Below are 16,449 nucleotides of genomic sequence, written 5' to 3'. Positions count from 1 at the left end.
TATCCGGATATCGTCAAGGCGATTTAACGTTTACTAAGCCAGACACCGCATTCAATATGGTGGGTGTAGGGAAACTGGTCAAATAGCGCAAAACGTTCTACCTTGTGGCTTTTGCACAGGGTGTTGAGGTTTTGGGCAAGTGTTTCCGGGTTGCAGGATATGTACAGAATGTTGTCAAATCCGGCGACCATTTTTTCGGTATCTTCATCCAGTCCCGCTCGTGGCGGATCTACCAATACGGTGCTTAGCTCGTAACTGCTCAAATCAATTCCTTCCAGTCGGCGAAAGCTGCGTACACCGGCCATGGCCTGGCTAAATTCTTCGGCACTCATTCGGGCTATTTGGATATTATCGGTGTTGTTCAGGCGCATGTTCTCCTGAGCTGATTTTACCGAGGTTTTTGAAATTTCAGTCGCCAGAACTTTGTCAAAACACTGGGCCAGGGGAATGGTGAAGTTACCGTTTCCGCAATACAGTTCAATCAGGTGGCCCTGGCTCTCGCGGCAGCAATCCATCGCCCACTCGATCATTTTTTCGCAGATACCCGCATTGGGTTGGGTAAAGGAGCTTTCCACCTGTTGGTAGCGAAATGCCTTGCCATGGATATTGAGGGTTTCAAACACGTGGTCGCGGCTGAGTACGAGCTTCTGTTTCTTGCTGCGCCCCATAATGCTACAGCCAAGTGCTTCCTGCAGTTGCATTGCTTCCTTTTGCCACTGCTCATCCAGGGCTTTGTGGTAAATCAAAGTGATTAATCCGTCGCCGGCCTGGGTGCAAAGAAATTCAATTTGAAAGAGTTTACGCTTAAGAAGCTCACTGGCATTGAGCTTTGGCAGCAAAGCGGCCATCAAATCGTTGAGGTATTCCGAAGCGACGGGAAAGCGGTCGATAATGTAGGGTTTTTTGTATTCCCCTTGAGCATACATAGCATAGTGAAGCTGATCGCCTTCATGCCAGGCCTTAAATTCAGCACGCTGCCGGTAGTGGGCGGGCTCGGAAGGGAAGACTTCTACGTTAGGAATGTCAAAGGGGGCAAAATCGGCCTCTATCCGTTGCTGCTTTTCCAGAAGTTGTTCCTGGTAGCGTTCTGGGTGGACTAGATGGACTGACATTGCCGTATTCTCGCATTCATTTCGCAGATCAAAAGGAGGCGGGATTATACATGCATGCTGGGGCGTTGGCATGCATACGGTCTTGCTGTCTGCCTCTAGATCATCCAGCGATCAAAGGGGATGACCTCGATGTCTTCTCCGGCAGTAACATCACCGCGCTCGCGTTCAATTTTGATATAGCAATTGGCGGCTGCCAGGGTGCTGAGCATGCCTGAACTCTGTTGATTGAAAACCTCCAGTTGCAGCTGCCCATTATTGTCGTAAGTCAGTACCCCTCGTTGAAAATCGGTACGCCCAGAGCGCTTTCTGATGGCCTGTGGGGCTGCGAGCTGCAAACTTAGGCTGTGGGGTGTCAGTTCGCCATTCAGCTTGCAGAGACAGGGCAGGGCCAGCTGGTGGAAGGTTATCGCGGCGGAGCTGGGGTTCCCGGGTAAACCAAAGAAGGGGATTCCCTGAACGCGTCCGAAGGCAAAGGGTTTGCCCGGCTTAATGGCCAGTTTCCACATCTCAACCTGCCCGACTTTGGCGAGTACATCCTTGGTATGATCGGCATCACCGACCGATACGCCGCCACTGCAAACAATGGCATCTGCAGTAGCTGCTGCCTTCAGGAATGCCTCTTCCAGAGCCGCAGGGTCATCCTTGATGATGCCCAGATTCATCACCTTCATGCCAAGGCGTTGCAACATGCCTTGCACCACAAAGCGATTGCTTTCATAGATACAGCCGGGATCGAGAGGTTCATCAGGCGCACGCAGCTCGTCACCACTGGCAAACAAGGCTACCGTTAAAGGTTTGAACACCTGAACCTCAGCGATGCCGAGGGAGGCCAAAACGCCGAGTTTTGCAGGATTCAGGCGCTGACCCTGTTTGAGGACCGAGTCGCCTTCGGCTATATCGTTCCCGCGCAGGCGAATGTTGTTGCCAAGCTTGACCGAGTTTTGAACGTGAATCGTATCGCCATCCACAGAACACTGTTCCTGCATAACGACTGCATTGCAGTCACTGGGAACCTCGGCGCCCGTCATAATGCGAATGCACTCGCCCGGAGCTACAGCGCCGTGATGGGATTGGCCGGCGAAGGCCTGGCCGACAAGCCTGAAGTTTTCCCCGGCTTCCGCGTGTTCTGAACCAATGTGCAGGGCATAGCCATCCATTGCGGAATTATCAAAACCGGGTACATCGATATTGGAGTGAATGTCTTCTGCGAGGATGCAATCCTGGGTATCGTGAATCTGGCGAAGTTCGCGGCGATCCAGAGGGGCGACGGATGCGAGTAGCTCTGCCAGGGCATCCTCAAGGGGTTTCAGGCTGGGAGCTTCGCAAGTGACTTCGCTAGAGGACATAGGGTATTCGGCTCTTGTAAAATAAAAGCCATAGTAGCAGAAATTAAAAACACGGCCTTTGTTTAAATCGGTCTGATCCATTGTCAAAGTGACCGCATTCTACATGGCGAAATTGAGTATGGGGTGCAATCTCATGTGGGTACAAAAAGAAATCAGTTTGAGAGCCAAGTCGCGGGGTTTTCATTTGGTCACACAGGAAGTGATGGCTGCATTACCGGAACTGTCCAGTGTTGAAATGGGCTTGCTGCACGTTTTTATTCGACACAGTTCGGCCTCCTTGACCTTGAATGAAAATGCGGACCCCACTGTGCGACAGGATTTTGAAAGCTACTTTAATCGTGCTGTAAAGGAAGATGAGCCGTATTACCGCCATACCTATGAAGGCAGTGATGATATGCCCGCCCACATTAAAAGCAGTTTGCTGGGTTCCAGTGTGTCGATACCCGTCGGTGATGGCGAGTTGCTACTGGGAACTTGGCAAGGTATTTATTTGGGGGAGCATCGTGATCATGGAGGAAGTCGACAGTTGGTGTTAACTCTGCAGGGCCAGGGCCGTTAGGCCAGAAAATAAAAACCAAGTGGGCTGGTGTACTACAAGCAGTTTAAGGGCTTTGGCAGGCCAGCCACCTTGCTGGCAATTTTAGCGGGGCTGCCCGGGAACAGGCGCATAAAATAAATGCTGTTGCCTTTTTCTTTGCCAAGTTTGTTGGCGGCCTGCTTAACCATAATGCGCATGGCGGGGGATTGTTCGAATTCTTCGTAAAAATCTCGCAGGAGTTCAATGATTTCCCAGTGAGCGTCTTCTAATTCCAGGGACTCTTCAGCGGCCAGGGCCAGGGCTATGTCGTGGTTCCAGTCATCGACGTTAAGAAGATAACCTTCATTATCGCGTTCCAAATCTGCAAGCGTTTTCACAGTCAACTCCAGTTCGGACTGTTTTTATATTGAGTGCTAAGACTTACCCAGATGTCGTAATCAATCAGTTCAAGCAGATCGGGCTTGGGGCTTAATCCTCGTGCGAGGCAATCGTCCTGCAGGGCGTAGCACTTTACACCTTTGTCGATCAAATCCCTCAAGCGTTCTTCTTGTAACGTGAGGGCAACGCCATCGGCGTAAAAAACAATAGCGTCACCTGCCTGGCAGAGGGTTTGGCAGCTCTGCCATGGCTCTGAATTTGCTGTGTTGAGAATATGTAAGCTGCTCATTTATAAACTCACGCAGATATCCTGTTCTTGCAGCCAATTGGCAATGTTTTGGGCATCGACGACCTTTGCGGCTGCGCTCAGGCTTCCATCTTTCATGCCAAATTGTTCGATAGCGCTGTCGAGCGCGAAAATATTTTCGATGTCATACAGTTCGAGCATGCTCAGTAATTTGCCAAGATTTTTTTGTTCGATGCTTGATGGGTCTTGCCCATCTTTGAGCTGCAAAACACCGGCGCCCATAAAAATCAGGCTGACATTTTGATCAAACGCGGCGGCTGCCAACGCAACATCAATCAACTCCCTGGCTTTGGCGCTGCCATAGGGCGAGTGGTGGCAAATCAGTGCGATATTTTTTGGGGATGGCTGGCTCATATCAACTAAAGGTCATAGTGCGATCGGCCAGTACAGAGGCTTCGACCAACTGTCCCAGGCCGCTCACAATAAAGGGGGCTTGAATATTACTTGCGGGCTTGTCGTAGCGTTGTGCTTCTTCTTCATTAAGCAGGCCCCGGCGAACAGCGGCAGCAATACATACTACCAGCTCAACCTTGTGGGTCTGTGCGAATTCACGCCAAAGCTGCTCCATATTGTTTTCATCGCTCGGCGGGCTCAGCAAGCTATTCGCGTTATAGACGCCTTCACCATAAAAGAACACTCGCAATAATTCATGTTCCTGTTTCAGGAGGGCACGACAAAAGCGCAGGGCGCTCAGGCTGCTTTGGGAACTGGGTGGTGCAGAGACATTGATGAGGTATTTCATGTGGGGGATTTTCGCAAATTATGGGGCAGATGCCCACAAAAAAGCCCAGCAGAGCTGGGCTTTTCACCGGAAGCTTATCTGGCGATTAGTCGTCGCCCATGATTCCAGTGATGCTCAGCAGAGAAACAAAGATGTTGTACAGCGACACATACAGAGTAACAGTAGCTGAGATGTAGTTGGTTTCACCGCCGTGGATGATGTTGCTGGTCTGCCACATGATCATACCGGATGACAGCAGCAGGAACATGCAGCTAACGGCCAGGGCCAAGCCCTGAATCTGCAGGAAGAAGTTCGCGATACCAGCAATGAAGGCAATCAAAATGCCAGTCATCAAAAAGCCGGTCATAAAGCTCATGTCTTTCTTGGTAATCAGAACATAGGCCGACATCGCAAAGAAAATTGCAGCAGTTCCGCCCAGAGATAACAAGATAGGCTCCATGCCGCGAACGGCCAGGAATGCAGCGATCACCGGGCCAATGGAGGCGCCCATCCAACCGGTAAAGGCGAAGGTCCAGAAGATGCCGGAACCGTTGTTCTTGTTCTTCTCAACCATCCAGAGAAGGCCGAAGAACGGAATCAGGTTCCAAAGACCCAGATAAGGCATGTTGAACGCCATGGCCAAGTACGCAGTAATCGCACTGAAGGCCAGTGTCATGGCTAGCAGAGCATAGGTATTCCGCAAAACCTTGCTGACTTCAAAACTGCTGTTTTGAGCCTGTGCGCTGGTATAGATTTCTTGCATGGATATTCTCCTTGGATAATCAGTACTGGCCTTTCATTAGACCTGATAGGTCCTAATAATAGGGTAGCTGGCAGTGAAGTTCTAGCCCTAATCGGCGTTAAGTTATGCTAAAAAACCGTTGGCTTTTCAAGGGTTTGTCACACTTATGTAGTAATTGCTACCACCACCTGCATTGCATTGGACACAAAAAAACCCTGATAAGTTCGCACCTATCAGGGTTTTGCAATTCGATGGCGGTGGGGCAGGGATTCGAACCCTGGGAGCTATTACACTCAACGGTTTTCAAGACCGCCGCTTTCGACCACTCAGCCACCCCACCGGAAGGCCGCTATTATACATAGGGCGGTCATGAGTACAAGGTGCTAAACCATTATTTTTTATAGAAAAAAGGCCATTGCTCCGGGAGAGCAATGGCCTTGTGAGGCTTTTTAATCAATGTGCCTGTTTTTTAGCTGGCCTTGGGACCGCGAGGGTCGTTGGCGGCTCGAGCTAAGGGGCGAGGATCATGATTTACCGGTGAAGGTTGGGCAGTGTCGAGCGCCATAGCAACATAGGCTTTTGCTTGCACAGATTGCACTTCCACCTGAACGGGTTGTGGATTCTGGCGAGGGTCGTTGCTTGGGCGACTGTATTGACGCTCCGCTTTCACTTCCACCTTGTTTTCCGCTGCTGCAGTTTCAATGTTCGCTTCCTCTGAGTCTGCATTGGCTTCAACAGCTTCAGCTTGAGGTTCTTCGCTGGCCGTTTCGCTGTTTTCAGCGGTGTCGAAGTTTATTTCAACCTGAGTTTCGGTGCGGGAAGGGGTTGATTTTTCTTCCACAGCAACTGTTTCGACACTGGTACTGCTTTCTTCGGCAGGCTCTTCATTTGATTCTGCTTCGGTCGCCTTTTCCTGAGTTTCGTTTGAGCTTGCTTCGACGACAGGGGCCGCTTCTTCTGTCGTGACGGCCTGTTCCGGTTTGGCTTTCAGCTCTTCATCGGCGCGAATTTTAGCGTCGATAGCGGCGGCCAGCTGTTGCTCCAGTTCAGCGTTGATCTGCTCATTGTTTTCACTGTCAGCGCTAGGTTCAACCGTTGCAGAGGCGTTCTCTTTCTCGGCGCTTGCCTGTGCAGGTTTGGCTTCTTCTTTGTCCGCCAGAGCGGCTACTGCAGAAGCTGCGGCGAGTGCGCCCGCAGCCACCGCAGCACTGTTGTTGTCGGCTGGCTGTTCGGCTTCAGCTGGCTTGGCTTTTTCCTGAGCCGGCTTGGCTTTGGTTTCGGCCTTGGGGGCTTTTTCCGTCTTCGGGGCTTCACTCACAGATTCGCTAGTGGTTGCTTGATTCTGCTCGGCATTGGCCTCGTTACCACGGTTTTCGCCTTTGCCACGGCGGCGTTGTTGCGGACGACCGCGACGATTGCTTGGACGCTTCGCCGGACGATTTTCATCGTTGCTGTTTTCGTCTTTGCTCTTGCCGTTTTCATTGCTGCTGGCTGCGTTGGTGTTTTCGTTGCGTTCATTGCGGTCATTGTTGCGACCACGACGATTGCGGCGGTTTCCGCGGCCCTCGTTGCTGCGCTCCTGTTGACGCTCGCCGTTTTCAGCTTCCGGACGATCCTGCTTGCGATTGTTTTTATCGCGGTTCTTATTACGATTGTTTTCGCGATTGCTCTCGCCTTTTGAATCGCGGTTGCCATCACGATTGTCGCGATTATTTTCACGATTCTTGTTTTGGGCATTGCGATTGCGGTTGCGATTGCGGTTACGATTGTTCTGGTTGCCGCGACCTTTACGCTTGTTGTTCTTGGATTTCTTCTTGTCTTTGTCGTCGTCACTACCGAACAAGCCAGCAATGGCGCCGAACAGTTTGCTGAGCAGGCCAGGTTCTTTCTTCTCTTCAACCTTGGGGGCAGGCTGGCTGGGCGCCACAAACTGCACGGCAGGTTGGCTGGTCGGAGCAGCAGCTTTTTCCGCGGGCTTGGAGGTTTCTTCCGGTGCTTCTTCGTTACCTGTGGTGATTTTGTAGCTGGTTTCCATGGTCACCGCTTCATCATCACGCAGACGTTGAACATCGAAGTGTGGAGTCACCATTTCAGCGTTAGGTACGATAACGACTCGGGTGTCATTGCGCTGTTCAATCGCCCAAATGGCGGAGCGTTTTTCGTTCAGCAGGTAGGTTGCGACTGACACAGGTGCAATGGTGCGAATCTCGGCACTGCGTTCTTTCTTGGCTTCTTCCTCTACCAGGCGAAGGATCGACAAGGCAAGGGATTTGGTGCCGCGAATAGTGCCCTGGCCATTACAGCGAGGGCATACCTTGGACGTGGTTTCGCCCAGGGATGGACGCAGGCGCTGACGGGACATTTCCAGCAGGCCGAAGCGCGAGATGCGTCCAACCTGAACACGAGCGCGGTCCATGGCCAGAGCTTCGCGCATGCGATTCTCGACTTCACGCTGATTTCGTGCAGGCTGCATATCGATAAAGTCGATCACTACCAGGCCGCCCATATCACGCAAACGCAGCTGGCGGGCAATCTCGTCGGCAGCTTCCAGATTGGTTTGCAGGGCAGTCTCTTCAATATCGCCGCCTTTGGTTGCGCGGGAGGAGTTGATATCGATAGAAATCAGTGCTTCCGTCACATCAATCACGATGGAGCCACCGGACGGCAGCTTCACTTCGCGCTCGAAAGCGGTCTCAATCTGGCTTTCGATCTGGTAGCGATTGAACAGCGGGATATCGTCTTCGTAGAATTTGATTTTGCTGTGGTAGTTGGGCATGAAGTGGGAGATAAACACTTGCACCAACTCATAGGCTTCGCGGTTATCCACCACCACTTCGCCGATGTCCGGACGCAGGTAGTCGCGGATAGCGCGAATAATGACGTTGCTCTCCTGGAACAGGAAGGCTGGCGCTACTTCGTTATCGGCTTCGGTCTTCAGTTTGCTCCAGAGGTTGAGCAAATTATCCAGATCCCACTGTAACTCCTCCGAGCTTCGGCCAACGCCGGCAGTGCGCACAATGATACCCATGCCGGAAGGAACTTCGATGGAAGACAGGGCTTCGCGCAGCTCGCTGCGATCGTCGCCATCAATCCGACGCGAGATACCGCCTGCGCGTGGGTTGTTTGGCATTAAAACCAGATAGCGGCCGGCCAGGCTCACAAACGTGGTGAGGGCGGCGCCTTTGTTGCCACGTTCTTCTTTTTCGATTTGAACGATAACTTCCATGCCTTCTTTAACCACATCTTTGATCTTGATGCGGCCATCGATATCTTTGGGCTGTTTGAGGAAGTATTCGCGGGAGATTTCTTTCAGGGGGAGAAAGCCGTGTCGCTCAGCGCCGTAATCGACGAATGCGGCTTCAAGGCTGGGTTCAATACGGGTGATTTTACCCTTGTAGATGTTCGCTTTCTTTTGCTCGCGGGTGCGATTTTCGATGTCGAGATCGTACAGCCATTGGCCGTCTACCAGTGCTACGCGCAGCTCTTCAGGCTGTGTAGCGTTAATTAACATTCTCTTCATGGTGTTCCTACCATTGCTACGCAGGGCATTGGCAGAACCGGGGACGAGGCTATTGGCAGCATTGATCTTTCTGTGGCCGTAAAGCCTTGCTGCGGGCAATAGTGTTTTCTGGCACATACATCGCGCCGGAGGTTTAGGCGGGTTTATCGTTTCGCACTGCAGTCAAGCTGCGTGTTATCAGGGCTGAGCCCTTGTAACCAGGCTAACAGTTAAACCAAAACGAGCGCTCCCCAGGCAAATAGCCTTTATTGGGTGGCTCGTTTTCTCAATTCCTAAACGTATTCGCTGATGCCTAAAAGTGGCAATCATACTTATTTGCCGGGGCAGTAACCCAGTATCAGGTTATTGTCTTTGGCTTTTTTGTTTCGATTGCCTGCTTCACAGCAGCCATCAGCGTATAAAAAACTTCGTCAACAGTTCTACGCAGCGCCTCGCGCTGTTACTTCATTTTCTATCCGTTTGAGTGTGCTCTGGCAGGGACTCCGGGATAGGCCTAAGACAATCTGCTTTGCAGTTGTCGCTGTTGAATATCTTGCAGCGGCTTGTGAGCCTGCTGCCTGGCTCATAACGGAGCCCTGTTTGGCGGTATTTTCTTGGGGTATCTGGCGCCAATCTATGCCTGTTTATGCCCAACTGGGGCTTAAATTCTTTATATTCCGCTCTAATGATCATTTCATCAGACCGTTGTGGCTCAGGAGTGACAACCTTTTATACACGATATAAAAGTAGCACAGCCACCGAACAGGCGCGCCGGACTTGTCCGAAAACCAGCCCAAACTGCCCGGCGAGTATAGCGGCAAGCAAGTAGGGCTGCAAATCTATTGCCAGGCGCCTCGCGCTTCGGAATCTGTTAGAATCGCCAGCTTTTCATGGCCTGCGGGCCGAACTGCCGTTGGATTCTTGGTGATTTCGTGGATTTCTGGCACTGAAACAAGCTTTTATGGTTACGCAAATGAGGGGCAGAGTGAGTCCGGTAAATAATGCTGATATTGGCCGCAAGGTGGTATTGCTTGAGGTGGATGCCGATCAGGCCGGTCAGCGAGTGGATAACTTTCTGGCAGCTCGGCTGAAAGGCGTACCGCGTTCCCGGCTCTATCGTTTGCTTCGCAAGGGGGAAGTGCGGGTGAATAAGAAGCGTATTAAGCCCGAATACAAGCTTGCCCCGGGCGACGTGGTTCGAATTCCTCCGGTCACCGTGAAAGAGCAGGCCCCGCAGGCGGCGGTGAGCCAGTCGATGGGGCGCTTACTGGAAAAGTCTATCTTGCTTGAGTTACCGGGATTGCTGGTGGTGAATAAACCGGCGGGATTGGCGGTGCATGGTGGCAGTGGCGTCAATCTGGGATTGATTGAGTCTTTGCGACAGCTCAGGCCCAATGATCGTTATCTTGAGTTGGTGCATCGCCTTGATCGAGACACGTCGGGCTGTATTCTGATTGCGCGGAAAAGGAGCATGCTGCGCTATTTGCAGGAAGAGCTTCGCCAGCGTCGCAATATTCAGAAGTATTATCAGGCTTTGGTGCTTGGCCAGTGGTCAAAACGTAAGCATGTTGTAGATGCACCTTTATTGCGGCAGGAGTTGCCAGGTGGCAACCGCATTGTAAAAGTCTCTGCAGAGGGTAAGCCCAGTCGAACCGAATTTAAGGTTTTGCGTCGCTTTGAGGGATTCAGTTTGGTACAGGCCAAACCTGTGACCGGGCGGACCCATCAAATTCGAGTTCATGCTCAATCCCAGAGCTGTCCTTTATTGGGTGATGAAAAATACGGCAATGACGATATCAATCGTGATATGCGCAAGCTGGGCTTTAAGCGTTTGTTCCTGCATGCCGCTGCCCTCGAATTTACCTTGCCCGATGAGGAGCATTCTCGTCGAGTTGAAGCCCCGTTGTGGCCGGAGTTGGCTGAGCCATTGGCAAAGCTGAGAGAGATCCCTTTATAAGCTGCCTTATAAAGGGATAAACATTTGTGATTAAGGAAGCCTTTAATGCTGTGTATTTTTGATTGGGACGGTACCTTAAGCAATTCAGCCGATAAAATTGTCAGCTGCATGCAGTTGGCCGCGGACGATGCCAAGTTGCCGGAGTTACCTGGTTCCGAGGTGCAAAAAATTATTGGCCTTGGTTTGCCGGAAGCCATCAGCACATTGTACCCCGAAGGCAATCAGTCTCAGTGGAACATCATGCGTGAAATGTATTCCAGTCACTATGTCAAAGCTGACCAGATACCGGCACCTTTATTTGAAGGGGTAGTGGAAGGCTTGGATAAGCTAAAAGGCGAGGGCTTTACGTTGGCTGTCGCTACGGGTAAAAGCCGCCGAGGTCTGGATCGTGTCCTGGGCCGCCTGGGTATGGAGGAGTACTTTCATGGCAGTCGTTGCGCCGACGAAACCCGTTCCAAACCTCACCCGCTGATGCTGGAAGAGTTGCTCGAAGAATTTGATCGAGCCGCGGGCGATGCGGTGATGGTTGGTGATACCAGTTTTGATCTGGCGATGGCGGAAGCGATTGATATGCCGAGAATTGGTGTCAGCTACGGTGTCCATGAAACCGATGTTTTGCATCAACACGGCCCTGATCTGATGGCTGATCATTTTACTGAAGTTGTGGATTGGATTATTGGGAAGGGCGCAAAAGCCTGATTGGATTTTGTGTTGTAGAGATTCAGGCCGCTGAAAACGCTGGCCTGAATTTATTATCAAGCCCGGCTGGACAGTGGGTCCATATTTTCTTTTAACAACATGTCGGTGAGCAAAATCAACGGCAGGCCAACCAGGCTGTTGGGGTCGTCACCTTCCAATCTTGAAAAGAGGGCAATGCCCAAACCTTCGGACTTAAAACTCCCGGCGCAATCATAAGGCTGTTCTTTATTAAGGTAAGCCTCAATTCGAGCGTCGCTCAGTTCTCGAAAATGCACTCGAAACTGTGCCAGGCTGATTTGGCTGTCGAGAGTCTCGCTATTTAATAAACACAGGCCTGTAGAAAATTCCACGCATTGTCCGCTGAACGATTGAAGCTGTTCCCGGGCTTTGTCGTGGCTGCCGGGTTTGCCAATGATGCGCCCCTGAAAGCAGGCGACCTGGTCGGAGCCGATAATCAGGCTGGAGGGGTGTTGTTGTCTTAGTGCTTCGGCTTTTTGCTCGGCCAGGCGCTGTACCAGATTATCTGGAGATTCATCGAGCTGAGGGCTTTCGTCGATATCCGGGCTGGCTTGTTTGAAAGGGATTCCCAGCTTGGCGAGCAGTTGGCCTCGATAGGGTGAGCTGGACGCTAAAACAAGCGATTTCATAGGGTTTATCCTGGCGTTAAAAGTCTTATTTTACGGCATTGCCGCCGGCAGTTTACCGGAAATTGAAAAAAAACGGCCAATGCCCATAAAATCAGGGGTTTAGGGCGAATTTTTCTTTGACAGAATGGCCTCTCATCCCTATTATGGCGCGCTTATGTTGAATGCCCCCTCCTCAAAGATTTTGCCGAGGCAGGTAGACCCTCGTAAATTTGCCCAGCAAGGCATTGAATTACAAGGGAATATCCCCCTCGAGGCTCTGGATCGGTTAGCCCAAATCGCCGCAGGTGATGAAGCTGTTATCGAAGTTGAGCTACACTTCGAGGTGGATGATCAGCGCCATCGCTTATTGCGTGGTCAAATCAGCGCTAAAATGCAGCTGACTTGCGAACGATGCATGGAGCCCTGTGATCAACATATTGAAGGCAGTCTGGCCTTGGGTATTGTTTGGGATGAAGACCAAGCAAAAAATTTACCCAGAAGCCTGGATGCGTGGATAGCCCCCGAGGGCATATCCGATTTATACGAGGTGATCGAAGAAGAGATTCTACTGAGTATGCCGATGGCGGTTTACCACGATCATCAATGTGTCGACTTGGCTCATTACTCCACTGAGGATGATGATGCTTCTGATGAAACAGCGGAAGCAGAAGCTGAGCGGCGAAATAACCCGTTTCAAGTTCTGGAGCAACTCAAGGGCTCGCCGAAATAACGAGGCGCCCCGGTTCCAGTAAATAGTTAAGGAGCTATCATGGCTGTTCAAAAAAGTAAAAAGACTCGTTCACGTCGCGGTATGCGTCGCTCTCACGACGCCCTGAGCGGACCAACTTTGTCTGTTGATCCAACCAGCGGCGAGAAGCACCACCGTCACCACATCACTGCCGACGGTTTCTACCGTGGCCGTAAAGTGATCGACACTGGCTCCGAAGACTAATTCTTCGACGCGCTGCGCGCTAGTCGTTGATATTCTGTCGCCATTTAATCAGGATGAAGCTCATCCTCTGCTATAGGCGCTGAATAGATTGACTGATTCAATTCGATTAGCGGTTGACGCTATGGGCGGGGACTTAGGTCCCCGCGTTGCGTTAAACGCCGCTTATTCCCTGGCTAATCGCCGAGTGTTGGAATGCCAGCTGTATGGCCCATTCGATATTCTGGCCGAATTTGCCCCTATCTCCCTGAGCAATCCAAGCGAAACCCCCTGTATCCACGAGCTGGAAAACGGTTCTCGTATGATTTATCACCATGCCTGTGACGTGGTGAGTATGGAAGATCGCCCAGCCCAGGCATTGCGCCATAAACAGCAATCCTCAATGTGGTTCGCCGTTGATGCGGTACGTACCGGAAACGCCGACGCCGCAATCAGTGCTGGAAACACGGGTGCCTTAATGGCCATGGGGCGCCATCTCTTAAAAACCTTTGCGGGCATAGACCGTCCTGCCATTGCCAAATCCATTCCCACGGCTAAAGACGATTGTCTGATGCTTGATCTGGGTGCCAGTGTGAAGTGCGACAGTGAGCACCTGATTCAGAACGCCTTGATGGGCTCGGTGTTTATGGAGTCCGTGGCGGGGGTTGAAAGCCCGCGTGTTGCCTTGCTGAATATTGGCTCGGAAGAAATCAAAGGCAATGAGCAAATTCGCCTTGCTGCAGCCAGCTTGCAGGCCAATGAAGCCCTGAATTTTATTGGTTATATCGAAGGTGATCAGATCTACCGGGGTGAAGCGGATGTTGTGGTCTGCGATGGCTTTGTGGGTAATGTCGCATTAAAGGTGAGTGAGGGGGTTGCCCAGTTGATGGTTCAGGAAATGCGCGAGGCCTTTGTCAGCAGTTGGTATGGCCGTATTGTTGGCCGATTTGCCCGTCCTTTATTACGTAAATGGCAGCGTCAGTTTGATCCGGATCGTTATAATGGCGCCAGTTTTCTAGGTCTGCAGGGGCCATTGATTAAAAGTCATGGTGCTGCGGATGAACTCGCGTTCCGCAGTGCGCTGGAGTTGGCCTGTGAGCAGGTGAACAGCCAGGTTGCCGGTAGAATTTATCGGCGTTTTGAGCAGGAACCGTTTTAAATATCTACCGTGCGAAGATCAGGGTAGAGTACGAGACAACAGTTAATAACAAGCTAAAAGGTAGCGTTATGGTGCAATCGAATTTGGCCTTTGTATTTCCCGGCCAGGGCTCCCAGAAAATTGGCATGCTGGCGGATTTGGCTGCTGAATATCCAGTGGTTCAGGAAACCTTTGCCGAGGCTTCAGAAGTGTTGGGTTACGATTTGTGGGATTTACTGCAAAACGGCGAACAAGACGCCATTAACATGACCGAGCGCACCCAGCCCTTATTGCTGACCGCGAGTGTTGCCTGCTGGCGAGTATTCAATGCTCATAAAGAGGCACGTCCCGCCTTGATGGCTGGCCACAGTCTGGGTGAGTGGTCTGCACTGGTTTGTGCCGGCGTTGTAGCCTTTAAGGACGCTGTGCGTTTGGTGCAGCAACGTGGAAAGTTTATGCAGGAAGCCGTGCCGGCCGGTGAGGGCGCCATGGCGGCTATTATTGGTTTGGACGATGAAGCCATTAAAGCCGCTTGTGTTGAGGCGTCGGCTGACGGCGTTGCTGCTGCGGTAAATTTCAACTCTCCGGGCCAGGTGGTGATTGCCGGCAGTAAGGCTGCCATTGATCGCGCGATTGAGCTGTGTAAAGAAGCCGGTGCCAAGCGTGCCATGCCTCTCCCAGTGAGTGCGCCGTTCCATACTGAGCTAATGAAGCCGGCGGCAGATCGTTTGGCGGAACAAATCGAAGCGACGCCGTTCCAAGCTCCTGCAACACCGGTTGTTCATAATGTTCACGCTCAAACTGAAACCGATCCAGCCAAAATCAAGGCCTTGATGATCGAGCAAATCTACAGCCCGGTATTGTGGGTAGATTGCGTAAAAGCCATGAAAGAGGTGGGTATTGAGCAAGCCGTTGAATGCGGTCCAGGAAAGGTTTTGGCTGGACTGGTGAAGCGCATTGATAAGAGTATTGCTTCGCAGGGTCTCGAAACGCCTGCCGATGTTGATGCGCTTTAATTAAAAGAAGAGCATTCACAGAATACAGATCTTTTGAACCCCTAAGCGGGCAGCTGGGGGTGATTGATAACACAGGAAACGAATATGAGTATCGCAGGAAAAATTACCTTGGTAACGGGTGCCAGTCGTGGCATTGGTGCAGCCATCGCCGATGATTTGGCGGCCCAGGGTGCCGTTGTTATCGGTACCGCAACCAGTGAATCCGGCGCTGAAAAAATCACCGCTCGTTTGGCGGAAAAAGGTGTTCAGGGCAAAGGTATGGTGCTGAACGTGACCGATGCGGATTCAATTGCCGCTTTGATCAAGGCCATAAATGATGAATTCGGTGCAATTGAAATTCTGGTCAACAATGCAGGTATCACCAAGGATAATCTGCTGATGCGCATGGGTGAAGATGAGTGGTTTGATGTGATCAATACCAACCTCAGCGCGATTTACCGTTTGAGCAAGGCCTGTTTGCGCGGCATGATGAAAGCTCGCTGGGGTCGCATTATTAATGTCAGCTCTGTTGTGGGCTCTATGGGTAATGCCGGGCAGTCCAACTATGCGGCATCAAAAGCGGGTGTAGCCGGCTTTGCTCGCTCTTTGGCCAAGGAGATCGGCTCTCGCGGTATTACGGTGAATACCGTGGCCCCGGGTTTCATTGATACCGATATGACCAAGGTATTGGATGAAAACCAAAAAGAATTGATGTTGTCACAGATTGCATTGGGGCGCTTGGGTAAGCCTGAAGAAATTGCCGGTGTGGTGAGCTTCCTGGCAGGCGATGCGGGCGGCTATATTACCGGTGAGACCCTGCAGGTAAATGGCGGCATGTATATGGCCTAAATGCCCCGTGCGGCCATCACATTTTTGCGTAAAATAGCAAAAAAAGAGTGCTTTTGATGGCTGTTTTGTTGGGGTGTTTGTAGCCTAACTTATTGTTGTGAAAGAGTATTTTTTAAAAATTCACAAAATTTGGCAAGATCCGTTACAACTCGGCGTAAATCCATGTAAAATGCGCGCTCGTGTTGGCCGGAGCTAAATTTGAGCCGTGACCGAACAACCGTTATTTTGTTCGCTCTTGCAATAGATGCAGTTCAAAGTAATTTATAGTCATTAGAGAGCGGCTAAACCGACGTAGACCACTAGGAGTTGAAAAACGTTATGAGCAGCATTGAAGAACGCGTAAAAAAAATCGTTGCTGAGCAACTGGGCGTTAAAGAAGAAGAAGTAAAAACTGAGGCGTCTTTTGTTGAGGATCTGGGAGCTGACTCTCTGGATACCGTAGAGCTGGTTATGGCGCTGGAAGAAGAGTTTGAAACTGAGATTCCAGACGAAGAAGCGGAAAAGATTACTACTGTTGAGCTGGCCATCAAGTACATCAACGAAAACCTGGCTTAATTCGAGTCATTCGTTGAGTAAGGCCTAGCCAAGAAAGCCGTTCTATGGGTAATAGAACG

Annotated in this window: 18 protein-coding genes and 1 tRNA gene; 9 read left to right on the top strand and 10 right to left on the bottom strand. The window is 51.2% G+C overall.

Annotated features, from left to right (window positions below):
* Positions 1-23 precede the first annotated feature (23 nt).
* The gene (trmA, locus tag G8768_RS11175; RefSeq protein ID WP_166847057.1) at positions 24-1,112 is read right to left on the bottom strand and encodes a tRNA (uridine(54)-C5)-methyltransferase TrmA; all 1,089 of its coding nucleotides are present in this window, start codon (positions 1,110-1,112) and stop codon (positions 24-26) included.
* A 95-nt stretch (positions 1,113-1,207) separates the two neighbouring features.
* The gene (moeA, locus tag G8768_RS11170; RefSeq protein ID WP_166847059.1) at positions 1,208-2,458 is read right to left on the bottom strand and encodes a molybdopterin molybdotransferase MoeA; all 1,251 of its coding nucleotides are present in this window, start codon (positions 2,456-2,458) and stop codon (positions 1,208-1,210) included.
* Positions 2,459-2,591: 133 nt separating this feature from the next.
* On the opposite strand from moeA, the gene G8768_RS11165 reads away from it, so the two are divergent.
* Entirely contained in the window at positions 2,592-3,017 is a 426-nt protein-coding gene (locus G8768_RS11165) for a secondary thiamine-phosphate synthase enzyme YjbQ (protein WP_166847061.1), read from the top strand.
* A 32-nt stretch (positions 3,018-3,049) separates the two neighbouring features.
* On the opposite strand, the gene G8768_RS11160 is transcribed toward G8768_RS11165, so the two are convergent.
* The 7 genes from G8768_RS11160 to rne form a co-directional block, all read right to left on the bottom strand.
* The gene (locus G8768_RS11160; RefSeq protein WP_341801000.1) at positions 3,050-3,373 is read right to left on the bottom strand and encodes a TusE/DsrC/DsvC family sulfur relay protein; all 324 of its coding nucleotides are present in this window, start codon (positions 3,371-3,373) and stop codon (positions 3,050-3,052) included.
* Positions 3,374-3,375: 2 nt separating this feature from the next.
* On the bottom strand, positions 3,376-3,663 hold the full coding sequence (tusB, locus tag G8768_RS11155; protein ID WP_166847067.1) for a sulfurtransferase complex subunit TusB: 288 nt from the start codon (positions 3,661-3,663) through the stop codon (positions 3,376-3,378).
* Positions 3,664-4,035, bottom strand: coding sequence for a sulfurtransferase complex subunit TusC (gene tusC / locus G8768_RS11150; RefSeq protein ID WP_166847069.1), 372 nt, complete (start codon positions 4,033-4,035; stop codon positions 3,664-3,666).
* Position 4,036: 1 nt separating this feature from the next.
* Positions 4,037-4,423, bottom strand: coding sequence for a sulfurtransferase complex subunit TusD (tusD, locus tag G8768_RS11145; protein ID WP_166847071.1), 387 nt, complete (start codon positions 4,421-4,423; stop codon positions 4,037-4,039).
* Positions 4,424-4,508: 85 nt separating this feature from the next.
* Positions 4,509-5,165, bottom strand: coding sequence for a Bax inhibitor-1/YccA family protein (locus G8768_RS11140; RefSeq protein ID WP_166847073.1), 657 nt, complete (start codon positions 5,163-5,165; stop codon positions 4,509-4,511).
* 231 nt (positions 5,166-5,396) lie between these two features.
* Positions 5,397-5,484: transfer RNA gene (locus G8768_RS11135), tRNA-Ser, on the bottom strand.
* Between the two features lie 129 nt (positions 5,485-5,613).
* Positions 5,614-8,664 (bottom strand): ribonuclease E, encoded by a 3,051-nt coding sequence (gene rne, locus G8768_RS11130; RefSeq protein ID WP_166847598.1) that lies wholly within the window; start codon positions 8,662-8,664, stop codon positions 5,614-5,616.
* 988 nt (positions 8,665-9,652) lie between these two features.
* Between rne and rluC the strand changes: the two genes are divergently transcribed.
* Both rluC and G8768_RS11120 read left to right on the top strand, forming a co-directional pair.
* On the top strand, positions 9,653-10,600 hold the full coding sequence (gene rluC, locus G8768_RS11125) for a 23S rRNA pseudouridine(955/2504/2580) synthase RluC (RefSeq protein WP_341801016.1): 948 nt from the start codon (positions 9,653-9,655) through the stop codon (positions 10,598-10,600).
* Positions 10,601-10,645: 45 nt separating this feature from the next.
* The gene (locus G8768_RS11120; protein WP_166847077.1) at positions 10,646-11,299 is read left to right on the top strand and encodes an HAD-IA family hydrolase; all 654 of its coding nucleotides are present in this window, start codon (positions 10,646-10,648) and stop codon (positions 11,297-11,299) included.
* A 56-nt stretch (positions 11,300-11,355) separates the two neighbouring features.
* Here the strand turns inward: G8768_RS11120 and G8768_RS11115 are convergent, their stop codons facing one another.
* Positions 11,356-11,946 carry a Maf family protein gene (locus G8768_RS11115; RefSeq protein WP_166847079.1) on the bottom strand — a complete coding sequence of 197 codons (591 nt, stop codon included), beginning with the start codon at positions 11,944-11,946 and terminating at the stop codon, positions 11,356-11,358.
* 154 nt (positions 11,947-12,100) lie between these two features.
* Between G8768_RS11115 and G8768_RS11110 the strand changes: the two genes are divergently transcribed.
* The 6 genes from G8768_RS11110 (at position 12,101) to acpP (ending at position 16,390) form a co-directional block, all read left to right on the top strand.
* Positions 12,101-12,655: a YceD family protein gene (locus G8768_RS11110; protein WP_166847081.1), complete on the top strand. Its 555-nt coding sequence runs from the start codon at positions 12,101-12,103 to the stop codon at positions 12,653-12,655.
* A gap of 39 nt (positions 12,656-12,694) precedes the next feature.
* Positions 12,695-12,877 carry a 50S ribosomal protein L32 gene (gene rpmF, locus G8768_RS11105; protein WP_166847084.1) on the top strand — a complete coding sequence of 61 codons (183 nt, stop codon included), beginning with the start codon at positions 12,695-12,697 and terminating at the stop codon, positions 12,875-12,877.
* Positions 12,878-12,965: 88 nt separating this feature from the next.
* Positions 12,966-14,012 (top strand): phosphate acyltransferase PlsX, encoded by a 1,047-nt coding sequence (plsX, locus tag G8768_RS11100; RefSeq protein WP_166847086.1) that lies wholly within the window; start codon positions 12,966-12,968, stop codon positions 14,010-14,012.
* Positions 14,013-14,080: 68 nt separating this feature from the next.
* Complete coding sequence (gene fabD, locus G8768_RS11095) at positions 14,081-15,007, top strand: ACP S-malonyltransferase (protein WP_166847089.1); 927 nt, start codon at positions 14,081-14,083, stop codon at positions 15,005-15,007.
* An 84-nt stretch (positions 15,008-15,091) separates the two neighbouring features.
* The gene (gene fabG / locus G8768_RS11090) at positions 15,092-15,835 is read left to right on the top strand and encodes a 3-oxoacyl-ACP reductase FabG (protein ID WP_166847092.1); all 744 of its coding nucleotides are present in this window, start codon (positions 15,092-15,094) and stop codon (positions 15,833-15,835) included.
* A gap of 318 nt (positions 15,836-16,153) precedes the next feature.
* Positions 16,154-16,390 carry an acyl carrier protein gene (acpP, locus tag G8768_RS11085; protein ID WP_166847095.1) on the top strand — a complete coding sequence of 79 codons (237 nt, stop codon included), beginning with the start codon at positions 16,154-16,156 and terminating at the stop codon, positions 16,388-16,390.
* Positions 16,391-16,449: the final 59 nt, after the last annotated feature.

Origin of the sequence: Pseudoteredinibacter isoporae (assembly GCF_011602085.1) — a bacterium.
GTDB classification, from domain to species: Bacteria; Pseudomonadota; Gammaproteobacteria; order Pseudomonadales; family Cellvibrionaceae; genus Pseudoteredinibacter; species Pseudoteredinibacter isoporae.
This window is presented reverse-complemented; position numbering and strand designations above follow the sequence as displayed.